Raw genomic sequence first — 22338 nt, forward strand, 5'->3', positions numbered from 1 at the left:
CGCGCAATCAGCCATCCACCGGCTGCGCGGGCGTATCGAGCTTCAACTGATAGAACGCCGCGTCGAGCCAGCGGCCGAACTTGAATCCCGCCTCCTTGATCGTGCCCGAGTGCACGAATCCCAGTTTCGTATGCAGTGCGATGCTTCCGGCATTGGTCGCGTCGATGCAGCCGACCAGCACGTGCACCTGCGCGTCGCGCGCACGACGGACGACTTCGCGCAGCAGCAGTTCGCCGAGCCCGCGGCCGCGCTGGTCGCTGCGCACGTAGACGCTGTGTTCCACCGTGTACTTGAACGCAGGGAACGCACGGAACGTGCCCCAGCTCGCGAAGCCGAGCAGCGTGCCCGATGCGTCGACGGCGCCGACGACCGGAAACCCGCCCGCGCGTTTCGTCGCGAACCACGTGACCATCGCTTCCGGCGGGCGCGGTCGGTAGTCGTACAGCGCGGTCGAATTCGCGATCGCGTCGTTCAGGATCTCGAGGATGGCCGCTGCGTGCTCGGCCTCGCTGCAATCGATCAGGCGCACGTCGTCGTGCTGTTTCGGGGAATTCATACGGGTTCCTGGTGGGGTTGAACGGGGGCGTACACCCCACGCATGCGTTACGCGTTCCGCGCGCCGGCCGCGCCGGACGCATCGCAGATCACGACGACATAGCGCGCGGGATGCGGCGACGGATTGCTGAAGATCAGCGGCTGGTCGAGGCGCAGGGCCAGGCAGTCGCCTTCGTGAAGCGCGTGCAGCGCATCGCCGAGCGTGACGTCGACGCTGCCGCTGATGACCCACACCTGCTGATGCAGCACGCGCTCGCGTCCGCCGCTGTCGTACGCGACGCGCGCGCCGGGCGGGAAATCGACCTCGACGAGCTGGATCGGCGACGGCCAGCCGGCCGGAGAGAGATTGCGCCGCACGTAGCCGGACGCCGGATCGCGCCACTCGGCCTGCTGCGCGCGCCGGGCCAGCGGCTGCGCGGGCGCGTCGTCCCGGTCGCCGCCGAACAACCCGGCCAGCGAGACGCCGAGACCGGCCGCGAGCTTGTCGAGCACGACGGCCGTCGGGCTGGCCGACGCGCGTTCGATGAGCGAGATCATCGAACGGCTGACGCCGGAACGCGCGGCCAGCGCATCGAGCGTGTAGCCTCGAACGGTGCGCAGTTCGCGCACGCGCCGTGCGATGCGCTCGTTGATGCCGCTGTCGTCGGTCGCGGTGATCGTGAATTCTTTCATGATGGATTGATTTTCCAGCAAACTGGAATTTGATGTCAACGGCATTTGCCGCAGCCGACAGAGAGGTGAGCGGGATTCGGGCAGCTTGCCCGGCGCGCGTGCGCAGCGTAATATACGAAATGGCTACGTTTCGTTTAATTGGGGATATATGGGCATCATCAAGATTTCCGAGCACATGCATGAACGGCTGCGCTCGACGAGCACGGCGCTGAGCCGTTCGATCAACGCGCAGGCCGAACACTGGCTGCGCGTCGGAATGCTGGCGGAACTCAACCCGGCGCTGTCCTACGGCGACATCTGCAAGATGTTGATCGAGGCCGAGGCGCGGGGCGGCGACGTGGGGCCGGCGGAACCGGTCGCGTCGCAGATCGAGCAGGTGGCGTAATGGCGAGGCGAGAAATCCCGATCCGCGGGGGCGCGGAAATCGCGAAGTCGCGCGAAGCCGCGAAGCTCGCGTCGCAGGTGCTGACGATGATCACCGAGCACGTGAAGCCGGGCGTGACCACCGACGAGCTCGACGCACGCTGCCGCGAATACATCGTCGACGAACTCGGCGCGATTCCCGCGAACATCGGTTATCACGGTTATCCGAAGACGCTGTGCACGTCGGTCAACCATGTGGTCTGTCACGGCATTCCGACCTCGCGGCCGATGCGCGACGGCGACATCGTGAACCTCGACATCGCGGTGATCAAGGACGGCTGGTTCGGCGATACGAGCCGCATGTATTTCGTCGGCGAGCCGAACGAGCTGGCGCGGCGCCTCGTCGCGGCCACCTACGAGGCGATGCACGCGGGCATCCGCGCGGTGCGTCCGGGCGCGACGCTCGGCGACGTCGGTTACGCGATCCAGCAGGTCGCGCATCGCGAAGGGTTCAGCGTCGTGCGCGAGTATTGCGGGCACGGCATCGGCGATGTCTATCACGACGAGCCGCAGGTGCTGCATTACGGCCGCCCCGGCACCGGCGTGCCGCTGCGGCCGGGGATGATCTTCACGATCGAGCCGATGCTCAACGCGGGCAAGCGCGACACGCGCGTGCTGGCCGACGGCTGGACGGTCGTCACGAAGGACCATTCGTTGTCCGCGCAATGGGAGCACATGGTCGTGGTGACGGAAACGGGCTTCGAGGTGCTGACCGAGGACGCGAAGCCGCAGGCGTTCGCGGCGCTGTCGGGCACGCACGCGGCCTGACAGCGGCCGTGCGCCGCGTATGACGAGGCGCGGCACTGCAATGAGACGGGCCCTTTCGCGGGGCCCGTTCCGTTTGCGGCGACCGGCCGGCGCGGCTCAGCCGCGCGCCTTCTGCCACGCGTGTTCGACGAACACGCGGCACAGCGCTTCCATGCCCTTGCGATCTTCGTCGTCGAAGCGCGCGGCGACCGGGCTGTCGACGTCCCACACGCCGATCAGCGTGCCGTCGCCGGCCACCAGCGGGACGACGATTTCCGATTCCGAGGCCGCGTCACACGCGATATGGCCGGGAAACTCATGCACGTCGCGCACGACCTGCGTCTCGCGCGTCTGCGCGGCGGTGCCGCACACGCCCTTGCCGAGCGCGATGCGCACGCACGCGGGCTTGCCCTGGAACGGGCCGACGACGAGTTCGGTCCCGTCGAAGAAGTAGAAGCCGGCCCAGTTGAGACGATCGAGCGCGTGATAGACGAGCGCGGAGAAATTCGCCGCGTTGGCCGTCAGGTCGCGTTCGGACTCGACGAGCGCGCGTGCCTGCTCGACGAGCGTCGCGTATTGATCGGCCTTGGAGGCGTTGGGGTCGTTGGACAGCGTGAACATGGCGGGAAAGCGATAGGGGTTGTGAAAAGACGCGTGGCGCGTACCGCAGTCTACGGCACGCGCGTGCGGTCTGCAGCGCTCAGTCGGGTTCGAGTTCGGCAAACCGCTCGGCCAGGAAGTCGAGCAGCGCGCGCACCGCGGGCAGCAGCCCGCGGCGCGACGCGAACACCGCGTGCACGATCTCGCGGCGCGGCGCCCAGTCCGGCAGCACGGTGACCAGTTCGCCGCGCGCGACTTCGTCGCGGACCATCATCGTCGGCAACTGCACGACCCCGACCCCCGCGACGGCCGCCGCGCGCAGCGCGAGCATGCCGCCCGTCACGAGGCGCGGCTGGTGATGGATTTCCGCGTGCGCGCCGTCGGGCCCGCGCAGCCGCCACACGTGGGTGGACTGCGGCACGCCGTGGTCGAGGCTCGGCAGGCGGGCGAGATCGGCGGGAACGGCCGGCGCGCCGCGCTCGCGCAGCAGCGCGGGGCTCGCGACGAGGCACTGGCCGCGCTCGGCCAGCACGCGCAGCGCGAGATCGCTGTCTTCGAGCGGCGGAGGGCGCACGCGGATCGCGACGTCGATTCCTTCGCCGACCACGTCGACGCGACGGTTGGTTGCTTCCAGATGAATGTCGACGCGTGGACACGCGGCCATGAACGCGGCAATCATCGTCCCGACCAGCGAATCGAGCAGCACGACCGGGCAACTGACCCGCACGATGCCGCGCGGCTCCTCGTGCAGCAGCGCGATCGCCTCGTCGGCCGCGTCGGCCTCGACGAGCATCGCGCGGCAATGCGCGTAGTACGTCTGGCCGACGTCGGTGACCGTGAAGCGGCGCGTCGAACGCTGGATCAGCCGCATCCCGAGCCGTGCCTCGAGCAGCGCGACGCGGCGGCTCAGTTTCGATTTCGGCATGTCCAGCGCACGCCCGGCCGGCGCGAAGCCGCCGTGTTCGACGACCTGCACGAAGTAGTAGAGATCGTTCAGATCCCGTGCTTTATCGTTCATGAAATAGAACGCTGAGTGCGATTTCGGCAGTCTACCGGATCGATCGTTCCACCACTATATTGCTACCCATGGATGCGAAACACGTGTTTCGCCGCAATTTGGAGAAGGGCCATGAAGAAGATCCAGGGTGTGTACAGTGCGCCGCGCGGACATTGGGTCGGCGACGGTTTCCCGGTGCGTTCGATGTTCAGCTACCAGTCCCACGGCGCGCACCTGAGCCCGTTCCTGCTGCTCGACTACGCCGGCCCCGCGACGTTCGAGCCGGGCTCGGTTTCGGCGCCGCGCGGGGTCGGCCAGCATCCGCACCGCGGGTTCGAAACGGTGACGATCGTCTATGACGGCGAAGTCGCGCACCGCGATTCGACCGGCGCGGGCGGCACGATCGGCCCGGGCGACGTGCAGTGGATGACGGCCGCGAGCGGGATCCTGCACGAGGAATTCCACTCGGAGGCGTTCACGAAGCGGGGCGGCCCGCTCGAGATGGTGCAGCTGTGGGTGAACCTGCCCGCCGCCGACAAGATGGGCGCGCCCGGCTATCAGACGCTGCTGAACGCGGACATTCCCGTGGTCGAGCTGCCGGACGGCGCCGGGCGTGCGCGGATCATCGCCGGCGAACTCGACGGGCGGCGCGGCCCGGCCCGCACGCACACGCCGATCGACGTGTGGGACGTGCGGCTCGTGGCCGGCGGCCACGCGCGGTTCCCGATCGCCGAAGGGCGCACGCTTGCGGTGGTCGTGCTGAGCGGCACCGTGCAGGTGAACGGCGAGACGGTCGCGCGCGAAGCGCAGTTCGTGCAACTCGGCCGTGACGGCAGCGACGTCGAGATCGAAGCGAACGGCGACGCGAAGCTGCTGATCCTGAGCGGCGAGCCGATCGACGAGCCGGTCGTCGGCTACGGTCCGTTCGTGATGAACTCGCAAGCGGAGATCCGTACCGCGATCGAGGACTTCAACGGCGGCCGCTTCGGCCAGATGCCGGCATGACAGTCGTGACGGCATGACGGACAGGCCCCGCGCAATGCGGGGCCTTTTTTTCGCGCGCGGGCAGGCGGTCGTGCGCGACAGGCGCTTCGAGGCATAATCGACGGTTGTCGCGCGCCGGCCGGCGCGCCCGAATCAGGACCGTACATGAACGCATCCGCCGCATCTCCGAGCGCTGCCGATCTCGACTGGCGCTGGAAATCCTTCGACGCGCTGACGGCGCGCGAAGTCTATTCGATCCTCGAGGCGCGCAGCGCCGTGTTCGTCGTCGAGCAGAACTGCGTGTATCGCGATATCGACGATGCGGACCAGGCCGCATGGCACCTCGCCGCGTTCGATCCGGCCGGCCGCCTGGCCGGCTATCTGCGCGTGCTGCTGCCCGATGCGCAGCATACCGACGTGCGTATCGGCCGCGTGCTGACGACCGCCTCGTTTCGTGGTGCGGGCCTCGGCAACGGGCTGCTGTCGCGCGCGCTCGAGCACATCCGCGCGCAATGGCCGGATACGCCGGTGAGCCTGCACGCGCAGGCTCACTTGCAGCGTTTCTACGGGGCGTTCGGCTTCACGCCGAGTTCGGACGTGCATGACGAGGACGGCATCCCGCACGTGTGGATGAGCAGCGCGCGCGCATGACGCGCGGCGGTCAGTGCGCGGCGCGGGGCACCGGCGGCTTGTCCGCGTGCCGCGCCGCGCGTTCGCCGATCAGGCGGCCGCGCGCGGAGAGCCGCAGCCAGTGCCGCAGCGCGATCAGCGCACCGATCACGCTCATCATCGAGCCGGGAATCCACAGCAGCAGCCCGCCGATCTGCTGATCGCGCAGCGGGCTCAGCCACGTGAAGGCACGGCCGCAGATCGAGTAGATCGGATACAACTCGTGCGGTGTGAAGAAGATCAGCGCGCCGAGCGCGATCTGCGGCGGGATCGCCGCGACGACGATCAGGATCCGGCGCCCCGGCGACAGCCGCGCGGGCGGCGCGGGTCGCGGATCGACGACGAGCCACCAGAACAGCAGCCCGTCGATCACCATGCTCCAGTTCATCACGCGATAGAGCCGCCAGTCGAGCATCGCGATGAAGTGGATCGGCGAGAGCAGCCAGAAATAGATCAGCCCGACGAACAGCACGACCGCGACGACCGGATGGAACACCACGTCGAGCGTGGCCCGGACGGGCGCCCACGCGAGCGCGGGGCGCACGAAGCGCTGTCGCCAGCGGAACGGGATGCCCGCGCGGATCGCCGCGCCCGGATACGACAGCGCGATGAAGAACGGCCCGAGGTGGTGCAGCACGAGATGCTGCGCGCGATGCATGAAGAACTCGTGCTCGAAGAAATAGTCGAGCCGCGTATGCAGCGCGATGTAGAGCGCCGTCAGCCCGAACCAGAACGAGAACTGCCGCAGCGGCGACACCTTCGCCTTCTTCACGCCGCGCGCGAACAGCACGGCCGCCGTCAGCACCGCGATGACGACCGTCGGCGACGGCTCCCACGGGTCGAGCCAGTACAGGAGGTTCATTGCGCGCGGATCACTTCGCCTGGGCCGGCGACTTCACGGCAAACGGTGCGTCGACCGTTTCGCCGTCGGAGAATTTCAGGCGCAGGTGCACGGTGTCGCCCGGCTTGATCGCGTGCTTCGGTTCCTCGAGCATGAAGTGATAGCCGCCCGGTGCGATGTCGACCTTGCCGCGCGCGGGGATCGTCAGCTTGTCGACCATTTCCATCTTCTGCGTCGAGCCGTTCGACACGGTCTGGTGCAGCATGGCCATCCCGTAGTCGGGGCTGTCGACGTCGACGAGATCGACCGGCTTGTCGCTCGTGTTCACGAGCGTCACGTAGCCGCCCGCGGGCAGCTTGTTCGGCAGCCAGCGCACCCACGCGCCCTGCGCGGTGATCGCGCCGGCGGCATAGGCCTGGGCGCCGGTGCACAGCGCGGCGAGGAGGGCGAACGTCTTGAGGGTCGTCTTCGTGTTCATGGCGGAATTCAGGTCGTGGAGGCGGTGTCGATGATCCGGCGCACATCGGCGGCGATGGCATCGGGCGAATCGCGATCGGTCGCGAGCAGGCGCGCGCGGCCGGTTGCGTCGAAGATGTAGACGGCCGAGCTGTGCGTGACTTCGTAGCCGCCGGACGGATCGCGTTTTTCCATCTGGTACGCGACGCGATAGCGTTTCGCGAGCGATTCGATCTGGCCGTCGGTGCCGGTCAGGCCGCGCGCGTGCGCGGCGTCGAACGCGGCGACGTACGACTGCATCATCTGCGGCGTGTCGCGCGCGGGATCGACCGATACGAACAGGATGCGCACGTCGTTGGCCCGCGGGCCGAGCTTGCCGAGCACTTCCATCAGCCGCGCCATCGTTTCGGGGCAGACATCGGGGCAGTGCGTGTAACCGAAGTAGACGAGCGCGACGCGGCCGTGGAACGCATCGGCGTCAACGGGACGGCCGTCACCGCCCGTCAGCGTGAACGACAGGTCGGGCAGGTGGCCGGTGACGTTGGTCAGGTTCCAGCGCGGCTCGTCGTGCGTGCACGCGGCGAGCGTCACGGCGGCGGCGAGGGCCGCGGCCGTGCGGATGAGGCGGGGGAGGCGCCACGGCGGCGCGGGACGGGCAGACGACATCCTGGGGCTCGATCGGTCGGAAAAGTGGCCGGCCGGCGGTGATGCCAGGCGTCGCGCGGCAGGCGGTTGCGACTGTAGCGCAATTCGCGCGCCCGCGTCCTTTCGAAACCCGTACGGGGCGAGCGAGCGGGGCAATATGTCGCAGTTGACGCAAGCGGCGGCGCGCGGCAGGCGACGCACCGGTTTCGCCCATCTCGGTGCGCAGGCGCGGTAAGATGCGCACAATTCCATTCGCGCAGCGGCGGCCCGTGGTTGCCGGCCGACCCTCAGACTATCGAATCGATGCAATCCGTTCCGGCTTCCCTGTCCCTGACCGATACCGCGTTCTTCTTCGACTTCGACGGCACGCTCGTCGAACTCGCGCCCACCCCCGACAGCATCCACGTTCCGCCGTCGCTGCTGACGCTGCTGGACGCGTTGCGCCGCCGCTCGCACGGGGCGGTCGCGATCGTGTCGGGGCGCGGTATCGACAACCTCGACACGTTCCTGCAGATGCCCGGCCTGCCGATCGCGGGCCTGCACGGGGCGGAGCGCCGCGATGCGAACGGCGACACGCAGCGCATCGGCTTCAACGACGAACGCCTGTTGCGCATCGAGCGCGAGCTTGCGGGTGTCGTCGACCGTCATCCGGGCATGCTGCTCGAAATCAAGGGCGCGGCCGTCGCGCTGCACTTTCGCAATGCGCCCGAGCGCGAGGCGGTCGCGCGCGAAGCGGCCGAGCGTCTCGTGGCCGACTATGCCGATGCATACGTGCTGCAGCCCGGCAAGATGGTGTTCGAGATCAAGCCGAAGGGCGTCGACAAGGGGCGTGCGCTGGCGGCGTTCCTCGACGAACCGCCGTTCGCGGGGCGCATGCCGCTGTTCGCGGGCGACGACCTGACCGACGAGAAGGGCTTCGCGGTGGTCAACGCGCGCGGCGGCCTGTCGATCAAGGTCGGCGCGGGCGAGACCTCGGCCCGCGCGCGGCTCGATTCGGTCGACGCGCTGCATGAGCAGATCGCGCGCTGGCTCGGCACGGGGCAGCCGCACGCATGAGCCGGCTCATCATCGTTTCAAACCGCGTCGCACCGATTTCGGAAGGCGAACCGGCGGCGGGCGGCCTGGCGATCGGCGTCTATGACGCGCTGAAGGAGACGGGCGGCATGTGGTTCGGCTGGAGCGGCGAGGTCGTCGCATCCGGCGCGCCGCAGCCGCAGATCCGCATCGAGGAGCGCGGGCCCGTGACGTTCGCGACCGTCGGGCTGTCGCGCCGCGATTACGACCAGTACTACCGGGGTTTCTCGAACGCCACGTTGTGGCCCGCGTTTCATTACCGTGCGGACCTGATCCAGTACGACCGCCACGAATTCGACGGCTATCGTCGCGTCAACGTGTGGCTCGCGCAGCAGCTCGTGCCGCTGCTGCAGGACGACGACGTGATCTGGGTGCACGACTATCACCTGATTCCGTTCGCGCGCGCGCTGCGCGAGGCCGGCGTGAAGAACCGGATCGGCTTCTTCCTGCATATCCCGTTTCCGGCCGCGCAGGTGCTCGTCAACGTGCCGCCGCATCGCGAACTCGTCGAGTCGCTGTGCGCGTTCGACCTGCTCGGCTTCCAGACCGAACCCGACTTGCGCGCGTTCTGCGACTACGTCGAGTTCGAGGCGGGGGGCGACGTCGAGCGCGACGGGCACAACACCGTGCGCGTGCGCGCGTTCGGCCAGACGCTGCGTGCGGCTGCCTATCCGATCGGCGTCTATCCGGACGAGATCGCGTCGCTCGCGCAGGCGGGCGAACACGGCAAGGCCGTGCGCACGCTCGCGACGTCGCTGCGCGGGCGGCAGCTGATCATGAGCGTCGACCGGCTCGATTATTCGAAGGGGCTCGTCGAGCGCTTCCGGGCATTCGAGAAGCTGCTCGAGCACCAGGCGTCGATCCGCAACCGCGTGTCGTTCCTGCAGATCGCGCCGTCGACGCGTGCGGACCTGCGCGCGTACCAGGATATCCGGCTGCAGCTCGAAGCGGAGTCGGGGCGCATCAACGGGCGCTACGCGGAGCTCGACTGGGCACCGATCCTCTACATTCACCGCCAGTACGACCGGCAGGTGCTGGCCGCGCTGTACCGGCTCGCGCGCGTGGGCTTCGTGACGCCGCTGCGCGACGGGATGAATCTGGTCGCGAAGGAATACGTGTCCGCACAGAATCCGGACGATCCGGGCGTGCTCGTGCTGTCGCGTTTCGCGGGCGCCGCGCGCGAGCTGACGGGCGCGCTGATCGTCAATCCGATCGACATCGACGGGATGGCCGATGCGCTGTCGCAGGCGCTGACGATGCCGCTCGCCGAGCGGCGCGCACGCTATACGGACATGATCGCGCAGCTGCGCGAGAACAACGTGTCGGTGTGGCGCGACAACTTCCTGCGCGACTTGCAGCACGCCTGACCGGCCGTTTCCGCGCCAATGAAAAAAGCCGCGGTGCGTGATGCACCGCGGCTTTTTTGTCGGTTGGCGGGGGCGCGTCAGGCCACGCGCTCGCCGGTCGGCGTGTTGCCGTCGTGCGCCGGGTGATGGCGGCCGTGCTGTTTCGCGAGCAGGTCGCGGTACAGGCCGGGGCGATTGCGCAGCACCTCGGGCGGGCCGTCGTCGATCACCTTGCCGTTGTTCATCACGATGATCCGGTCGAAGTTGCGCAGCGTCGACAGGCGGTGCGCGATCGCGATCACCGTGCGGCCGACCATCAGGCGGTCGAGCGCGCTCTGGATCGCTTCCTCGGACGCGCTGTCGAGCGCCGACGTCGCTTCGTCGAGCAGCAGGATCGGCGCGTTCTTCAGGATCGCGCGCGCGATCGCGATGCGCTGGCGCTGGCCGCCCGACAGCTTGACGCCGCGGTCGCCGACGATCGTGTCATAGCCTTCCGGCATCGCCTCGATGAACTCCGCGCAACGCGCGTCGCGCGCGGCGGCGAGCACTTCGTCGCGGGTCGCGTCGGGGCGGCCGTACGCGATGTTGTCGTAGATCGTCCGGTGCAGCAGCGAGATGTCCTGCGGCACGAGCGCGATCGCATGGCGCAGGCTGTCCTGCGTGATCGCCTTCACGTCCTGGCCGTCGACCTTCACGACGCCGTCCTGCGTGTCGTAGAAGCGCTGCAGCAGCGCGAGCACGGTCGACTTGCCGGCGCCCGACTTGCCGATCAGGCCGACGCGCTGGCCCGGTTCGATATGGAGATCGAAGTGGTCGAGGATCGCGCGGCGGTGCGGATACGCGAACGTCACGCGCTCGAAGTCGACGCGGCCGCCCGTGGCCGCCAGCGGCTGCGCGTCGGAGCGGTCGGGCATCCCGTGCGGTTCGAGCAGCGTCTTCACGGCCTCGGACAAGCGCGCGACGTGCTGCGTGACGTCGACGAGCGCGACCGCGAGGTCGCGCGTGCCGTGCAGGATCGTGAAGCCGAGCGAACTGACGAGCACGATGTCGCCCGACGTCGCGCGGCCCTGGTCCCACAGCCACAGCGCCCAGCCGAGCAGGCCGGCGGACAGCATCGCGGTGATCACCGCGTGCAGCAGGCGCAGCTTTTCGAGATAGAGCAGGCTTTGCTGGCGCGCGTCCATCTCGGCCTTGACCGTCGCGCCGAAGCGCTTCTGCTCGCGCAGCGTCATCCCGAACGCGCGCACGAGGCCCATGTTGCCGATCACGTCGACGAGTTCGCCGTCGACCGCCGCGGCCTTCGCCGCGAACGCATGGTGACGGGCCGAGCCGCGGCCGGCGAGCTTGAACAGGATGATGGACAGCACGGCCGAACAGCCGAGCAGGCCGGCGGCCATCAGCGGATTGACGACGATGATCATCAGGATCGCGCCCATTACCGCGATGCACGGCGGTAGCACGTTCCACGCCATCGTGTTCTCGGACGTATACACCGCGTTCGACGTGGCCGTGATGCGGCTCGCGAGCGTGCCCGGCTGCTTCTCCGAGTAATACGTCGGCGAATGGCCGATCAGGTACTGGAACAGGTCGCGCCGCAGGTCGCCGGTCACGGCGACGAACGTGTGCGCGGCGACCCAGCCGCCGACGCGCCACAGCAGGTTGTCGGCCGCGATCAGCCCGACGAGCAGCGCGAACGCGCTCCACAGCGGACCCGGGTGATGGCGCCCGGTCGCGAGCACGTCGATCAGGTGCTTGATCGCATATTGCGAACCGAGCGCGCAGCCGACGGCGGCCAGCACGCTGAAGAGCACGATGAGGTGCGCGACGGGGTGGAGGCGGATGTAGCGGAACAGGAACGCGATCGGCCGGTGCGCGTAGCTCGACAGCTTCGCGTTGTGGGCGTTGCGCTGGGCAGGGGTGAGAGATTCCAAAATATGCGTGCGGTGATTCGGTGATTGAGCGTGGCGGCTGGATCGCATGCCGGCGTTCGCCCGGACTGAATAATCCGGCATTGTAAACAAGGCCGTGCGTCGCGCTGCGCGAATCTTGCCTTGGCCAGGGGCTCGCGGTCGATTTTGAGATAAAATCCGGCATCCCGTCCTGCCTCGGGTGCCGGAATCACGCTGCCGGCAGCCACGGGTGACGAGGTTCGCCAAAGGGCCTTCCACTCTAGAACGGACACCCGAGTCCGCGGGTTGCAAAGTGTTGCGCCTTTGTAACAAAGTAAAGTGTTTGAAATGTTGTGCGCCGTATCGGGATTAACCCTAGATAATCGGCTCCGGGTTCGATTCCAGGTTTTTTTACGAACCCCTGTCAACGGGTCTTCGTTTCAAACGTTCTATGCCTGTCGCGTCGCCGACGCTCCTTGAGCAGCGCGGGTTCGACGCCCCCGGCAGGCTGATTCGTCCGATGGTTCGGATGAAAAGCATCCAGCCCGGACCGCCGGCAGGTTGCCGACCCATACCTGGTTTTTAGCCGATTTTTTAGGAGTTACGCATGCGAATCGCCCAAATCGCTCCGTTGCATGAAGCGGTACCCCCGAAACTGTACGGTGGTACCGAGCGAGTGGTGTCCTACCTCACCGAAGCACTCGTCGAGATGGGGCATGACGTCACGCTCTTCGCGAGCGGCGATTCGCAAACCTCCGCGAAGCTCGAAGCGTGCTGGCCGCAGGCGCTGCGCCTCGACCCGACGATCCGCGACGTGATGGCCCCGCACATGCTGCTCCTCGAGCAGGTGCGCCGCCGTGCGGAAGAGTTCGACGTCCTGCACTGCCACATCGACTACTACCCGTTCTCGCTGTTCTCGCGCCAGCCGGTCCCGCATCTGACGACGATGCACGGCCGTCTCGACCTGCCGGAACTGCAGCCGATCTTCAATGCATTCAGCGACGTGCCGGTCGTGTCGATCTCCGACAACCAGCGCATCCCGCTGCCGCAGGCGAACTGGCTGTCGACCGTCTACCACGGCCTGCCGGAAAACCTGCTGACGCCGATCCCGAACGTGAAGCCGAGCTACCTCGCGTTCCTGGGCCGCATCTCGCCGGAGAAGCGCGTCGACACGGCAATCCGCATCGCCGAGCAGGCCGGCCTGCCGATCAAGATCGCCGCGAAGCTCGACAAGGCCGATCGCGCGTACTACGAAGAGAAGATCAAGCCGCTGTTCGCGCTGCCGCACGTCGAGTACATCGGCGAAATCAGCGAAGCCGAGAAGACCGAATTCCTCGGCAATGCACATGCGCTGCTGTTCCCGATCGACTGGCCGGAGCCTTTCGGCCTGGTGATGATCGAGGCGATGGCGTGCGGTACGCCGGTGATCGCGTTCAAGCGCGGCTCGGTGCCGGAAGTGATCGACAACGGCGTGTCGGGCTTCGTCGTCGAAGACGAACTGTCGGCCGTCGCGGCGCTCAAGCGCCTCGATACGCTGCCGCGCGAGAAGGTTCGCGCCGCGTTCGAAGCACGTTTTTCGTCGAAGGTGATGGCGCAGAATTACGTGAAGGGCTACGAGGAACTGCTGCGCCAGAAGCGCCGCACGGTGCTCCGCGAAGTCAACGCAAGCTGATCGCGGGCCGCCGCCGCGCTGCGGCGCGCGGCCGTCATCGACGCCCCGTCCGGGTTTCCGGCGGGGCGTTGTCACATCCGCGGCGCGGATGTGTTGTATTCTCGCCGCGCCCGGCGCCGCGAACGCCCCCCGAAGCGCCCCGGCACGCCATCCGGCCGTCTGTCCAGACGGTAATGTCCCTATAATGGCCGTGCCGTGAAATCCGGCCCTGTACGAATATCAAGAGGAGAGCAGTCTTGGCGAGAACGAAAACCACGCGCGCAGCGCCGGCCCCCGGCGCCGGTGTGATCTTCGCGTTGCGCGCGATCGGTCTCGTGCTGCTCGCGCGCTGGCTGTTCTCGATGTCCCAGATGGGCTATCGCTCGTCGCTGTCCGCGATGGTGTCGTCGCCGTGGGCGTTCGTCTACCTCGTGCTGATCTTCCTGCTGCTCGCGCTGCCGGGCGCCGTCGCGCGCGCCGAGCGGCCGTTCCATCCGCTGCCGCAGTGGCTGCGTCAGGCGCTGCGCGTCTTCGCGCTGATCGGTTTCCTGTTTGCCGTCTGGTCGATCGGCGCGTTCACGTGGGCGGCCGGCTGGCGCCGCGCGCTGCATGCGGTGACGGCGACCAACGGCTGGCTCGTCGCCGCGCCGGCGCTTTACGCGGCCATCGTCTGGATCTGCCGCCCGCGGCCGCTGTGGCGCACCAACGTGGCCGCCCGCCGCTTCGCGGTCGGCCGGTATGCGATTTCACTCGACGTGCTGACGCGTACCGCGATCGTCTGGATGGAAAGCCGCAAGGTTGGCCAGTACGACGCGCGTGAGCTGTCGGTGCGCTGGCCGGGCCGCAAGGCTGCCGCGCCGGGCGAGCAGGGCGCGGCGGACGGGCAGCCGGCAGTCGTGCCGCCGCGTCGCGGCAGCCTGTTCAATCGGCCCAAGGTCGAACTGCTGTGGGATTCGCCGGCGGCCGTCGGCCACAACCGGCAGATCGTGATGCGCGCGCCGCTCGCGACCGAAGGCGACCGCGTCGCGGTGCTCGCGCTCGACGCGGCGCTCAAGCAGATCGTCTGACAGGGCGGGGACGGCACGGGCAACCGGGCGATCCGGGCGCCCGGTTCGTTCCGCGTTCAGCGCACGAGGCAGGGGCGCTTGTTGTTGAACGTCCACCCCGGAATCAGGTACTGCATGGCCGCCGCATCGTCGCGGGCGCCGAGGCCGTGCTGCTTGTACAGCTCGTGCGCGAGCGCGACCGCATCCATGTCGATGTCGATGCCCAGGCCCGGCCGCTTCGGCACCTCCACCAGCCCGTTCTCGATTTTCAGCGGCTCGCGCGTCAGCCGCTCGCCGTCCTGCCAGATCCAGTGCGTGTCGATCGCGGTGACCTGGCCCGGTGCGGCGGCCGCGACGTGCGTGAACATCGCGAGCGACACGTCGAAGTGGTTGTTCGAATGCGAGCCCCACGTGAGACCCCAGTCGCGGCACATCTGCGCGACGCGCACCGAACCCTGCATCGTCCAGAAGTGCGGGTCGGCGAGCGGGATGTCGACGGCCTGCAACTGCACCGCGTGGCCCATCTGCCGCCAGTCGGTCGCGATCATGTTGGTCGCCGTCGGCAGCCCCGTCGCGCGGCGGAATTCGGCCATCACCTCGCGGCCCGAGTAACCGTTCTCCGCGCCGCACGGATCTTCCGCATACGCAAGCACGTGATGCTGATCGCGGCACAGCCGCACGGCTTCGTCGAGCGACCAGGCGCCGTTCGGGTCGAGCGTCACGCGCGCGTCGGGGAAGCGTTCGGCGAGCGCCGTCACGGCCTCGATCTCGCTCGCGCCTTCGAACACGCCGCCCTTCAGCTTGAAGTCGTTGAAGCCGTAGCGCGCATGCGCGGCCTCGGCGAGCCGCACGACGGCCTCGGGCGTCAGCGCGGCTTCGTCGCGCACGTGCGTCCAGTCGTCGGTCGCGCCGCTGCCGTCGCGATAGGCGAGTGCGGTTTTCGTGCGGTCGCCGATGTAGAACAGGTAGCCGAGCATTTCGACACGGTCGCGCTGCTGGCCTTCGCCGAGCAGCGCGGCGACCGGCACGCCGAGGTGCTGGCCGAGCAGGTCGAGCAGCGCGGCCTCGAGCGCGGTGACCGCGTGGATCGTCGTGCGCAGGTCGAAGGTCTGCAGCCCGCGGCCGCTTGCATCGCGATCGGCGAAGGTGCGCCGCACGTCGTTGAGCACCGCGTGGTAGTTGCCGACCGGCTGGCCGACGACGAGCGCGCGCGCATCGTCGAGTGTGCGGCGGATGCTTTCGCCGCCCGGCACCTCGCCGACGCCGGTTCGGCCCGCGCTGTCCTTCAGGATCACGAGGTTGCGGGTGAAGAACGGACCATGCGCGCCGCTCAGGTTGAGCAGCATGCTGTCGTGGCCGGCGACCGGAATCGCTTGCAGGTCGACGATGCGCGGCGTGTCGTGGGAAGGCGAGGCAGTGACGGCGTTCATGGGCGGCGATGGCAGAAGAGTAGGCAATGCCGTGCGGCAAAAGCTTTGCCGCGCGCGGCGGGAGGTGCGATCATTCGACAACCGACGTGCGCGGCGCGCAAGGCCCGCATGTCGACAGCAACCCGGAACGGGGGTGGGAGCGACAACGAGACCAGCGGAGCGCGGAACGCGAATGCTGGCCGATCGTCAGGCACGAGACCAGGCGGCGCTGAAGTGCCGGCCCTGAGTCGACAGGAGATCCGTGCACCGATCATCAGTCGTCGGATGACTTGTGACGCAGTATAATGAATCATCGGCTTTCGCTCAAACCCCGCGTAAACCCTCGGCTCACATTACGATCATTCAAAAAGGAACCGGCCTCATGTCCGTGCCCACGCTTCCCGCAGCGCCGCGCCGTCGCGCACGCAGCCTCGCACAAGATGTCGTCGACGCGCTGACCGCGCAGATCGAAAACGGCACGCTGCGTCCCGGCGACAAGCTGCCGACCGAAACCGAAGTCATGGCGGCGCAGGGCGTGAGCCGCACGGTCGTGCGCGAGGCGATCTCGCGGATGCAGGCGAGCGGCCTGATCGAGACGCGCCACGGCATCGGCAGCTTCGTGCTGGAGCCGTCGCGCCGCCAGACGCTCGGCATCGATCCCGCGACGATCACGACGCTGCGCGACGTGCTCGCGGTGCTGGAACTGCGCATCAGCCTCGAGAGCGAATGCGCGAGCCTGGCTGCGCAACGCGCGAACGATGTCGACCTCGCCGCGCTGCGGCGCGCGCTCGACGCAATCGCGACGGGCGCGGGTGGCGGCCGCGATACCGCGCAGCTCGACTTCCAGTTTCACCTGCAGATCGCGCAATCGACCGGCAACCGCTATTTCGTCGACATCATGACGCAGCTCGGCACCTCGATCATCCCGCGCACACGCGTGAATTCGGCGCGCTTCGCCGGCGACGATCTCGAGCGCTACGTCGGCCGGCTGAACCACGAGCACGAGGATATCTACGAGGCGATCGCGCGCCACGACCCCGAAGCCGCGCGCGCCGCGATGCGCACGCACCTCACGAACAGCCGCGAGCGGCTGCGCCGCGCGCACGAGGCGGCCGAGGCCGAAGCCGGCTGACCGTCGCGTCACGGGGCCCGCGTTGGCGTGGGCCCGGTCGAATCGCTTCAACATCAGTCGTCATACAAGATCGATGCGACGGCATCGATCCGCCCGGCCTGGCGGCGGGTTCGCCGCCAGGCCGCCTGCATGACCGATCAGCCTCCCTTCGTCACGATCGTCTTCCACGCGCCGCTCTTCACCTGGTAGAGCGTCGACATCCCGCTCTTCAGCGAACCGTCGTTCGCGAACGAGATGCGGCCGGTGACGCCTTCGAAGTCGATCTTCTTCAGCGCCGGGCGATAGACCTTCGGGTCGGTCGAGCCGGCCGCCTGCATCGCCTTGATCGCGGCCCACGCCGCGTCATAGCCGAACTGCGCATACGACAGCACGTCGACGCCGAAGCGCTTCTTGAAGCGCTGTTCGAAATCCTTCCCCTGCGGCAGCTCGTCGAGCGGCTGGCCGTATTCCCACGCCATCGCCCCTTCGGCGGCCGGACCGGCGATCTTGATGAACTCGTTGTCCTTCACGCCGCCGCCGCCGACGAACTGCGCGTTCAGCCCGAGCTGGCGCATCTGCTTGATGAAGTTCGCGGCGAGCGAATCGAGGCCGCCGAAGAAGATCAGGTCGGGGTTCTTGCCTTTCAGGCTCGTGATCTGCGCGCGGAAGTCGACGGCCTGGTTGCTGGTGAACTCGCGGCCGATGATGTTCCCGCCGGCGGCCTTCACGGCCTTCTCGAACTCGTCGGCCTCGCCCTGGCCGAACGCGGTGCGGTCGTCGATGATCGCGATGCGCTTCGCCTTCGTCACGTCGACCGCGTACTTGCCCGCGTTGCCGGCGTTCTGGCCGTCGGTCGCGATCACCATGAACATGTTCGCGAGCCCGCGCGACGTGAGTGTCGGGTTGGTCGCGGCCGGGTCGATCACCGGGATGCCGGCCTTGTCGTAGACGACCGATGCCGGAATCGTCGTCCCCGAGTTGAAGTGACCGACCACGACCGACACGTTCTGGTCGACGAGCGCCTGCGCGGCCTGCACGCCGATGCGCGGGTCGGCCTGGTCGTCCTGCACGACGAGATTGAAGTGAGCCGGCTTGCCGGCGATCTGCACCTTCTGCGCGGCGGCATCGTCGAGCGCGAGCTGCACGCCGTTCTGCAGATCCTTGCCGTAGCCGGCGTTCACACCCGTGAGCGGTGCGGCGAAGCCGACCTTCACGTCGGTTGCGTCGGCAGCCTGGGCGGCCTGTTGCGAGAGGAGGGCCAGCGCGGATGCAATCGACACCGACAGCAGGGAATGACGGAATTTCATGTTGTTCCTCTTGTTCGACACCAGCGAGTGGGTACCGCGCGCGTCCGGGCGAGCCGGGCGCGTGCGACGGGCGGGCGGTTCGACCGCTTCTCGGAATCGGGCGGGGAGGTCGGCATCGCGATCTTCGGAACACGCCCCCGTCAGGCTCGGTGAAGAGCCCCGATTGTCTCGATATATAGGTCGCCGATATGCGCGGGTCTTGGCAATTTGCTGCGCATTCGATGCGGATTTGCGCATAGCTTCCGCGCGGGCAGGACCGGCCGGTATCGGGAGTTTCCCGTTGCGGACGGAAGGGGCGAAGAGGAGGGCAGGAGGAGGGGGGCGAGACAAGGGCGCGAGACAAGGGCGCGAGACAAGGGCGCGAGACAAGGGCGCGAGACAAGGGCGCGAGACAAGGGCGCGAGACAAGGGCGCGAGACAAGGGCGCGGCACGGCCCGCCGGGGGCCGTGCCGCGCAAGCGATGCCGTCAGTCGGACAGCGCGTCCGATGCGGCCTCGGTGTCGTCGTGCGACGCGTGCGTGCGGATCAGCGGATCGCTGGTGCTCGGGCGGCCCGTTTCGACGTGGCCCGCGAAGCGGCGCAGGAAGCCGAGCAGCCGGCCGTCGCTGACGGTCAGGTCGTACCAGCCGTGGCTGCCGCGGAGATCCCAGTAGTCGTCGACGTGCGCGCCGGGTGCGAGGTCGAACGTGCGCGGGCGGCCATGACCATAGGCGTTCGTGACCTTGAGCCGCACGGCCTTGTGGCCGCGGTTCATCAGGCGCAGCGTGATGTTGCCGTTCGCGACGTCATAGCCGTAGATCACCTCGGGGTTCACGTTCGCGCTGCCCACGCCGGTCGCGAACGGGCCGCGGAAATGGCAGTAGAAGCCGTTCGGGCCGTACACGTCGAGGTCGTACAGGCCGAGCGATGCCGCCGCGCTCCACGTGTCGGCGACGCGTTTGCCGGCTTCGACCGTGTACGCCCACGGGCCGTCCAGGCGGTTGCGCGACTGGACCTGGAACGCGGCGCCCGCGCGGCCGGTGTTCGCGAAGGTCAGCCGGAACTGGCCGTTGACGGATTCGACGCGGCCGTGCACGAACAGTTCGTACGGCAGCGCGCGCGCCGGACGCAGCCCGGCCTCCTGCTTCGGCAGCTTCTGCAGCACCGGCGGCACCGGGATGTAGTCGGGATGACGGTTGCGGTCGGGCGGCGCGTAGCCGCTCGTGTCGGGCAGCGTCGGCCAGCCGGCATCGGACGTCGCGAAGTCGAACGCGGCGGTCAGGTCGCCGCACACCGTACGGCGCCACGGCGACACGTTGGCGGCCGTGACCGGATATTGCGCGCCGAACCGTGCCTCGATGAATTGCAGCAGCGACGTGTGATCGAAGGTCTGCGAGCAGACCCAGCCGCCCTTGGTCCACGGCGACACGACGAGCATCGGCACGCGCGGCCCGAGCCCGTAAGGGCCGGCCATGTGCGACGCGTCGCCGGCGAACGCCTCGTTGGTCGTCGCGACCGTCGACAGCCCGTTGTCGCGCGACTGCGGCGCGAACGGCGGCGGCACGTGGTCGAAGAAGCCGTCGTTTTCGTCGTACGTGATGAACAGCGCGGTCTTGCTCCACACGTCGGGATTCGACACGAGCGCCTTCAGCACCTGCTCGATGTACCACGCGCCGTAGTTCGCGGGCCAGTTCGGGTGCTCGGAATAGGCTTCCGGCGCGCAGATCCACGACACCTGCGGCAGCGTGCCGTTCTTCACGTCCTGCTGCAGCACGTCGAACAGCGTGCCGCCCGTGCTGATGTTGGTGCCGGTGCGCGCCTTGTCGTACAGCGGCGTGCCGGGCAGCGCGGTGCGGTACTGGTTGAAGTAGAGCAGCGCGTTGTCGCCGTAGTTGCCGATGTACGGGTTCTGCGTCCAACCCCACGAGCCGTTCGCGTCGAGGCCCGTGCCGACGTCCTGGTAGATCTTCCACGACACGCCGGCCTGTTCGAGCACTTCCGGATAGGTCGTCCAGCCGTAGCCCTTTTCCTCGTTGCCGAGCACCGGGCCGCCGCCCGTGCCGTCGTTGCCGACGTAGCCCGTCCACATGTAGTAGCGGTTCGGGTCGGTCGAGCTCGGGATCGCGCAGTGGTAGGCATCGCAGATCGTGAACGCATCGGCGAGCTGGTAGTGGAACGGGATGTCGTCGCGCTTCAGGTACGCCATCGTCGTGGTGCCCTTGTTCGGCACCCACTGGTCGTAGCGGCCCTTGTTCCATGCGGCGTGCATGTCCTGCCAGCCGTGCGGCAGGTCCTGCAGGAACTGCAGGCCGAGCTTGTCGGCGCCCGGATGGAACGGCAGCAGTTCGGCCGGACCGACCGGCTGGTGGAACACCGACTTGCCGTTCGCGAGACGTAGCGGGCGCGGGTCGCCAAAACCGCGGACACCGCGCATCGTGCCGAAGTAATGGTCGAACGAACGGTTCTCCTGCATCAGGATCACGATGTGTTCGATGTCGCGGATCGTGCCGGTGCGGCGGTTCGCGGGAATCGCGAGCGCATCGCGGATCACGGGCGGAAACAGGTTCAGCGCGGCGGCGCCGGCAGTGCCGGCGGCGACGCGCAGGAAGTCACGACGGTTCGATCGGGTCATGGTCGTTATCGTGCGTTAAAGGGGGAAGCCGATTGGCGGGACCTGCTGGAAGGGCGCGCTCCGGGGCGCAGGATGCGGCTGCGCGGGTTCGTGCCGCCGCGAGCATAGCGAGAAATCGGTGTCATTCATGTGAAGTCCGGAAACGTTTGCAGGTGCGGTGAAACGACGGCGAAGCAGCATCGGGACACGGGGCGCCCGCGGTCGTGGCGCGGCAGGGGAAGCGGGCAAGCGGCGCAGGCGGCTCGCCGGTGAAGCGGAGCGGAGGGCGATGCGTCAGGCGTCGGTCACCCACGCGCCGAACCATTCGCTCGGGCGGGCGATCTCGTCCTGCGCGGCGACGAGTTCGAGTTCGTAGCGGCGCGCATCGTAGGTCGCCTTCACCACCGCATGCACGGCCGCGAGCGTGTGCTCGAACGCGGCGCGCACGGAGTCGCCACGCAGCCGGCGCGCGACGAAGATCGCGCTGGTCAGGTCGCCGACGCCGACCGGATGGCGCGGAAACGCGTACAGCGGGCGCTGGCCGATCCACGCTTCGGTTTCGGTGACGGCGAGCATGTTGAAACGGTCGGCCGGACTGTTGCGGTCGTGCAGGTGCTTGACGAGGATGATCCGCGGGCCGCGGCGGATCAGCGCGCGGCACGCGTCGACGGCTTCGGCGACGGTTTCGATGCGCCGCCCGGCGAGCTTCTGCAGTTCGGTGTGATTCGGCGACATGCCGTCCGCGAGCGCCGGCACCTCCTGCACGATGAACTCCTCGACGCCGGGCTCGGGCCGGATGCCGCCCGTCTGGCCCATCGCGGGATCGCAGAAGTACCACGCGTCCGGATTCATCGCCTTCACCGAGCGCACGATCTCGACGGCCGCGCGTGCTTGCGGCGGCGACCCGAGGAAGCCGGACAGCACGGCGTCGCAGCGCTTGAGCGCGCCGATCGCGGCGATGCCGTCGACGAGCTGTTCCATCTTCGCGGCATCGATCGCGCTGCCGGCCCAATGGCCGTACTGCATGTGATTCGACAACTGGACGGTGTTGAGCGGCCAGACGTTGACGCCGAGGCGCTGCATCGGGAACACGGCCGCACTGTTGCCGGCATGTCCGTAGATGACGTGCGACTGAATGCTGAGGACGTTTTTCATGGGAATCGCCTGCACGCGTTTCAGGGTCACGTCACACGATACCCGAGTTCGTCGCACGCGCGGAAGTCGCGTGGCCCCGGAGTGTTGCGCGCCGTCGTCACGCGAGCGCGTAGAATCGCGGGGCGCGCGGCGGCCCGGCTGCCCGCGCGCGTCTCCAATCTCCGTGATCG

Annotated in this window: 21 protein-coding genes; 9 read left to right on the plus strand and 12 right to left on the minus strand. The window is 68.1% G+C overall.

Features of this window, described 5'->3' with window-relative positions; genetic code table 11:
* Positions 1–7: 7 nt before the first annotated feature.
* Entirely contained in the window at positions 8–556 is a 549-nt protein-coding gene (locus tag AC1VVG_RS05850) for a GNAT family N-acetyltransferase (RefSeq protein ID WP_226251700.1), read from the minus strand.
* A gap of 47 nt (positions 557–603) precedes the next feature.
* Positions 604–1227, minus strand: coding sequence for a helix-turn-helix domain-containing protein (locus AC1VVG_RS05855; RefSeq protein WP_482835343.1), 624 nt, complete (start codon positions 1225–1227; stop codon positions 604–606).
* A 148-nt stretch (positions 1228–1375) separates the two neighbouring features.
* On the opposite strand from AC1VVG_RS05855, the gene AC1VVG_RS05860 reads away from it, so the two are divergent.
* On the plus strand, positions 1376–1612 hold the full coding sequence (locus AC1VVG_RS05860) for a ParD-like family protein (protein WP_034186521.1): 237 nt from the start codon (positions 1376–1378) through the stop codon (positions 1610–1612).
* Positions 1612–2418 (plus strand): type I methionyl aminopeptidase, encoded by an 807-nt coding sequence (gene map / locus AC1VVG_RS05865; RefSeq protein WP_482835344.1) that lies wholly within the window; start codon positions 1612–1614, stop codon positions 2416–2418. Before AC1VVG_RS05860 ends, map begins: the two co-directional genes overlap by 1 nt.
* A gap of 96 nt (positions 2419–2514) precedes the next feature.
* Here map and AC1VVG_RS05870 read toward each other — a convergent pair whose 3' ends face one another.
* Entirely contained in the window at positions 2515–3018 is a 504-nt protein-coding gene (locus AC1VVG_RS05870; protein ID WP_034186523.1) for a GAF domain-containing protein, read from the minus strand.
* A 79-nt stretch (positions 3019–3097) separates the two neighbouring features.
* A complete protein-coding gene (locus AC1VVG_RS05875) occupies positions 3098–4015 on the minus strand; it encodes a LysR family transcriptional regulator (protein WP_124609129.1) in 918 nt (305 codons plus the stop codon).
* A 111-nt stretch (positions 4016–4126) separates the two neighbouring features.
* On the opposite strand from AC1VVG_RS05875, the gene AC1VVG_RS05880 reads away from it, so the two are divergent.
* A complete protein-coding gene (locus AC1VVG_RS05880) occupies positions 4127–4999 on the plus strand; it encodes a pirin family protein (protein ID WP_049029664.1) in 873 nt (290 codons plus the stop codon).
* 144 nt (positions 5000–5143) lie between these two features.
* Entirely contained in the window at positions 5144–5629 is a 486-nt protein-coding gene (locus AC1VVG_RS05885) for a GNAT family N-acetyltransferase (RefSeq protein WP_482835345.1), read from the plus strand.
* A gap of 10 nt (positions 5630–5639) precedes the next feature.
* Here the strand turns inward: AC1VVG_RS05885 and AC1VVG_RS05890 are convergent, their stop codons facing one another.
* From AC1VVG_RS05890 to AC1VVG_RS05900, 3 genes are read right to left on the minus strand one after another with little or no spacing between them, the layout of a single operon-like run.
* Complete coding sequence (locus AC1VVG_RS05890) at positions 5640–6509, minus strand: cytochrome c oxidase assembly protein (protein WP_069705373.1); 870 nt, start codon at positions 6507–6509, stop codon at positions 5640–5642.
* Positions 6510–6519: 10 nt separating this feature from the next.
* A complete protein-coding gene (locus AC1VVG_RS05895) occupies positions 6520–6966 on the minus strand; it encodes a copper chaperone PCu(A)C (RefSeq protein ID WP_034186528.1) in 447 nt (148 codons plus the stop codon).
* A gap of 8 nt (positions 6967–6974) precedes the next feature.
* On the minus strand, positions 6975–7610 hold the full coding sequence (locus AC1VVG_RS05900) for an SCO family protein (protein ID WP_124670451.1): 636 nt from the start codon (positions 7608–7610) through the stop codon (positions 6975–6977).
* 282 nt (positions 7611–7892) lie between these two features.
* Here AC1VVG_RS05900 and otsB point away from each other — a divergent pair, with 282 nt between their 5' ends.
* Together otsB and otsA are read left to right on the plus strand one after the other, a co-directional pair.
* Positions 7893–8645: a trehalose-phosphatase gene (otsB, locus tag AC1VVG_RS05905; protein WP_034186530.1), complete on the plus strand. Its 753-nt coding sequence runs from the start codon at positions 7893–7895 to the stop codon at positions 8643–8645.
* Positions 8642–10030: an alpha,alpha-trehalose-phosphate synthase (UDP-forming) gene (otsA, locus tag AC1VVG_RS05910; protein WP_034186531.1), complete on the plus strand. Its 1389-nt coding sequence runs from the start codon at positions 8642–8644 to the stop codon at positions 10028–10030. Before otsB ends, otsA begins: the two co-directional genes overlap by 4 nt.
* 77 nt (positions 10031–10107) lie before the next feature.
* On the opposite strand, the gene AC1VVG_RS05915 is transcribed toward otsA, so the two are convergent.
* Positions 10108–11940: an ABC transporter ATP-binding protein gene (locus tag AC1VVG_RS05915; RefSeq protein ID WP_034186532.1), complete on the minus strand. Its 1833-nt coding sequence runs from the start codon at positions 11938–11940 to the stop codon at positions 10108–10110.
* A gap of 565 nt (positions 11941–12505) precedes the next feature.
* Between AC1VVG_RS05915 and AC1VVG_RS05920 the strand changes: the two genes are divergently transcribed.
* Together AC1VVG_RS05920 and AC1VVG_RS05925 are read left to right on the plus strand one after the other, a co-directional pair.
* Positions 12506–13570, plus strand: a complete 1065-nt coding sequence (locus AC1VVG_RS05920; protein WP_034186533.1) for a glycosyltransferase family 4 protein — start codon at positions 12506–12508, stop codon at positions 13568–13570.
* Positions 13571–13806: 236 nt separating this feature from the next.
* Complete coding sequence (locus tag AC1VVG_RS05925) at positions 13807–14616, plus strand: hypothetical protein (protein ID WP_034186534.1); 810 nt, start codon at positions 13807–13809, stop codon at positions 14614–14616.
* A 56-nt stretch (positions 14617–14672) separates the two neighbouring features.
* Here the strand turns inward: AC1VVG_RS05925 and gudD are convergent, their stop codons facing one another.
* Complete coding sequence (gene gudD, locus AC1VVG_RS05930; protein WP_482835346.1) at positions 14673–16025, minus strand: glucarate dehydratase; 1353 nt, start codon at positions 16023–16025, stop codon at positions 14673–14675.
* A 361-nt stretch (positions 16026–16386) separates the two neighbouring features.
* On the opposite strand from gudD, the gene AC1VVG_RS05935 reads away from it, so the two are divergent.
* Positions 16387–17136 (plus strand): FadR/GntR family transcriptional regulator, encoded by a 750-nt coding sequence (locus AC1VVG_RS05935; RefSeq protein WP_124609124.1) that lies wholly within the window; start codon positions 16387–16389, stop codon positions 17134–17136.
* A 137-nt stretch (positions 17137–17273) separates the two neighbouring features.
* On the opposite strand, the gene AC1VVG_RS05940 is transcribed toward AC1VVG_RS05935, so the two are convergent.
* From AC1VVG_RS05940 to pdxY, 3 genes are all read right to left on the minus strand, one after another.
* On the minus strand, positions 17274–18422 hold the full coding sequence (locus AC1VVG_RS05940; protein ID WP_034186537.1) for a branched-chain amino acid ABC transporter substrate-binding protein: 1149 nt from the start codon (positions 18420–18422) through the stop codon (positions 17274–17276).
* 467 nt (positions 18423–18889) lie between these two features.
* Positions 18890–21034: a phosphocholine-specific phospholipase C gene (locus AC1VVG_RS05945; RefSeq protein ID WP_069705378.1), complete on the minus strand. Its 2145-nt coding sequence runs from the start codon at positions 21032–21034 to the stop codon at positions 18890–18892.
* Between the two features lie 273 nt (positions 21035–21307).
* On the minus strand, positions 21308–22168 hold the full coding sequence (pdxY, locus tag AC1VVG_RS05950; protein WP_034186753.1) for a pyridoxal kinase PdxY: 861 nt from the start codon (positions 22166–22168) through the stop codon (positions 21308–21310).
* Positions 22169–22338 lie beyond the last annotated feature (170 nt).

The organism is Burkholderia sp. L-4, from assembly GCF_056856535.1.

Coding starts and splice junctions, on each gene's coding strand:
- AC1VVG_RS05890 (WP_069705373.1), bottom strand. CDS start 6,509: ATGAACCTCCTGTACTGGCTCGACCCGTGGGAGCCGTCGCCGACGGTC.
- AC1VVG_RS05875 (WP_124609129.1), bottom strand. CDS start 4,015: ATGAACGATAAAGCACGGGATCTGAACGATCTCTACTACTTCGTGCAG.
- map (WP_482835344.1), top strand. CDS start 1,612: ATGGCGAGGCGAGAAATCCCGATCCGCGGGGGCGCGGAAATCGCGAAG.
- pdxY (WP_034186753.1), bottom strand. CDS start 22,168: ATGAAAAACGTCCTCAGCATTCAGTCGCACGTCATCTACGGACATGCC.
- gudD (WP_482835346.1), bottom strand. CDS start 16,025: ATGAACGCCGTCACTGCCTCGCCTTCCCACGACACGCCGCGCATCGTC.
- AC1VVG_RS05850 (WP_226251700.1), bottom strand. CDS start 556: ATGAATTCCCCGAAACAGCACGACGACGTGCGCCTGATCGATTGCAGC.
- AC1VVG_RS05945 (WP_069705378.1), bottom strand. CDS start 21,034: ATGACCCGATCGAACCGTCGTGACTTCCTGCGCGTCGCCGCCGGCACT.
- AC1VVG_RS05855 (WP_482835343.1), bottom strand. CDS start 1,227: ATGAAAGAATTCACGATCACCGCGACCGACGACAGCGGCATCAACGAG.
- AC1VVG_RS05860 (WP_034186521.1), top strand. CDS start 1,376: ATGGGCATCATCAAGATTTCCGAGCACATGCATGAACGGCTGCGCTCG.
- AC1VVG_RS05870 (WP_034186523.1), bottom strand. CDS start 3,018: ATGTTCACGCTGTCCAACGACCCCAACGCCTCCAAGGCCGATCAATAC.
- AC1VVG_RS05895 (WP_034186528.1), bottom strand. CDS start 6,966: ATGAACACGAAGACGACCCTCAAGACGTTCGCCCTCCTCGCCGCGCTG.
- AC1VVG_RS05900 (WP_124670451.1), bottom strand. CDS start 7,610: ATGTCGTCTGCCCGTCCCGCGCCGCCGTGGCGCCTCCCCCGCCTCATC.
- AC1VVG_RS05940 (WP_034186537.1), bottom strand. CDS start 18,422: ATGAAATTCCGTCATTCCCTGCTGTCGGTGTCGATTGCATCCGCGCTG.
- AC1VVG_RS05920 (WP_034186533.1), top strand. CDS start 12,506: ATGCGAATCGCCCAAATCGCTCCGTTGCATGAAGCGGTACCCCCGAAA.
- AC1VVG_RS05885 (WP_482835345.1), top strand. CDS start 5,144: ATGAACGCATCCGCCGCATCTCCGAGCGCTGCCGATCTCGACTGGCGC.
- otsB (WP_034186530.1), top strand. CDS start 7,893: ATGCAATCCGTTCCGGCTTCCCTGTCCCTGACCGATACCGCGTTCTTC.
- AC1VVG_RS05880 (WP_049029664.1), top strand. CDS start 4,127: ATGAAGAAGATCCAGGGTGTGTACAGTGCGCCGCGCGGACATTGGGTC.
- otsA (WP_034186531.1), top strand. CDS start 8,642: ATGAGCCGGCTCATCATCGTTTCAAACCGCGTCGCACCGATTTCGGAA.
- AC1VVG_RS05935 (WP_124609124.1), top strand. CDS start 16,387: ATGTCCGTGCCCACGCTTCCCGCAGCGCCGCGCCGTCGCGCACGCAGC.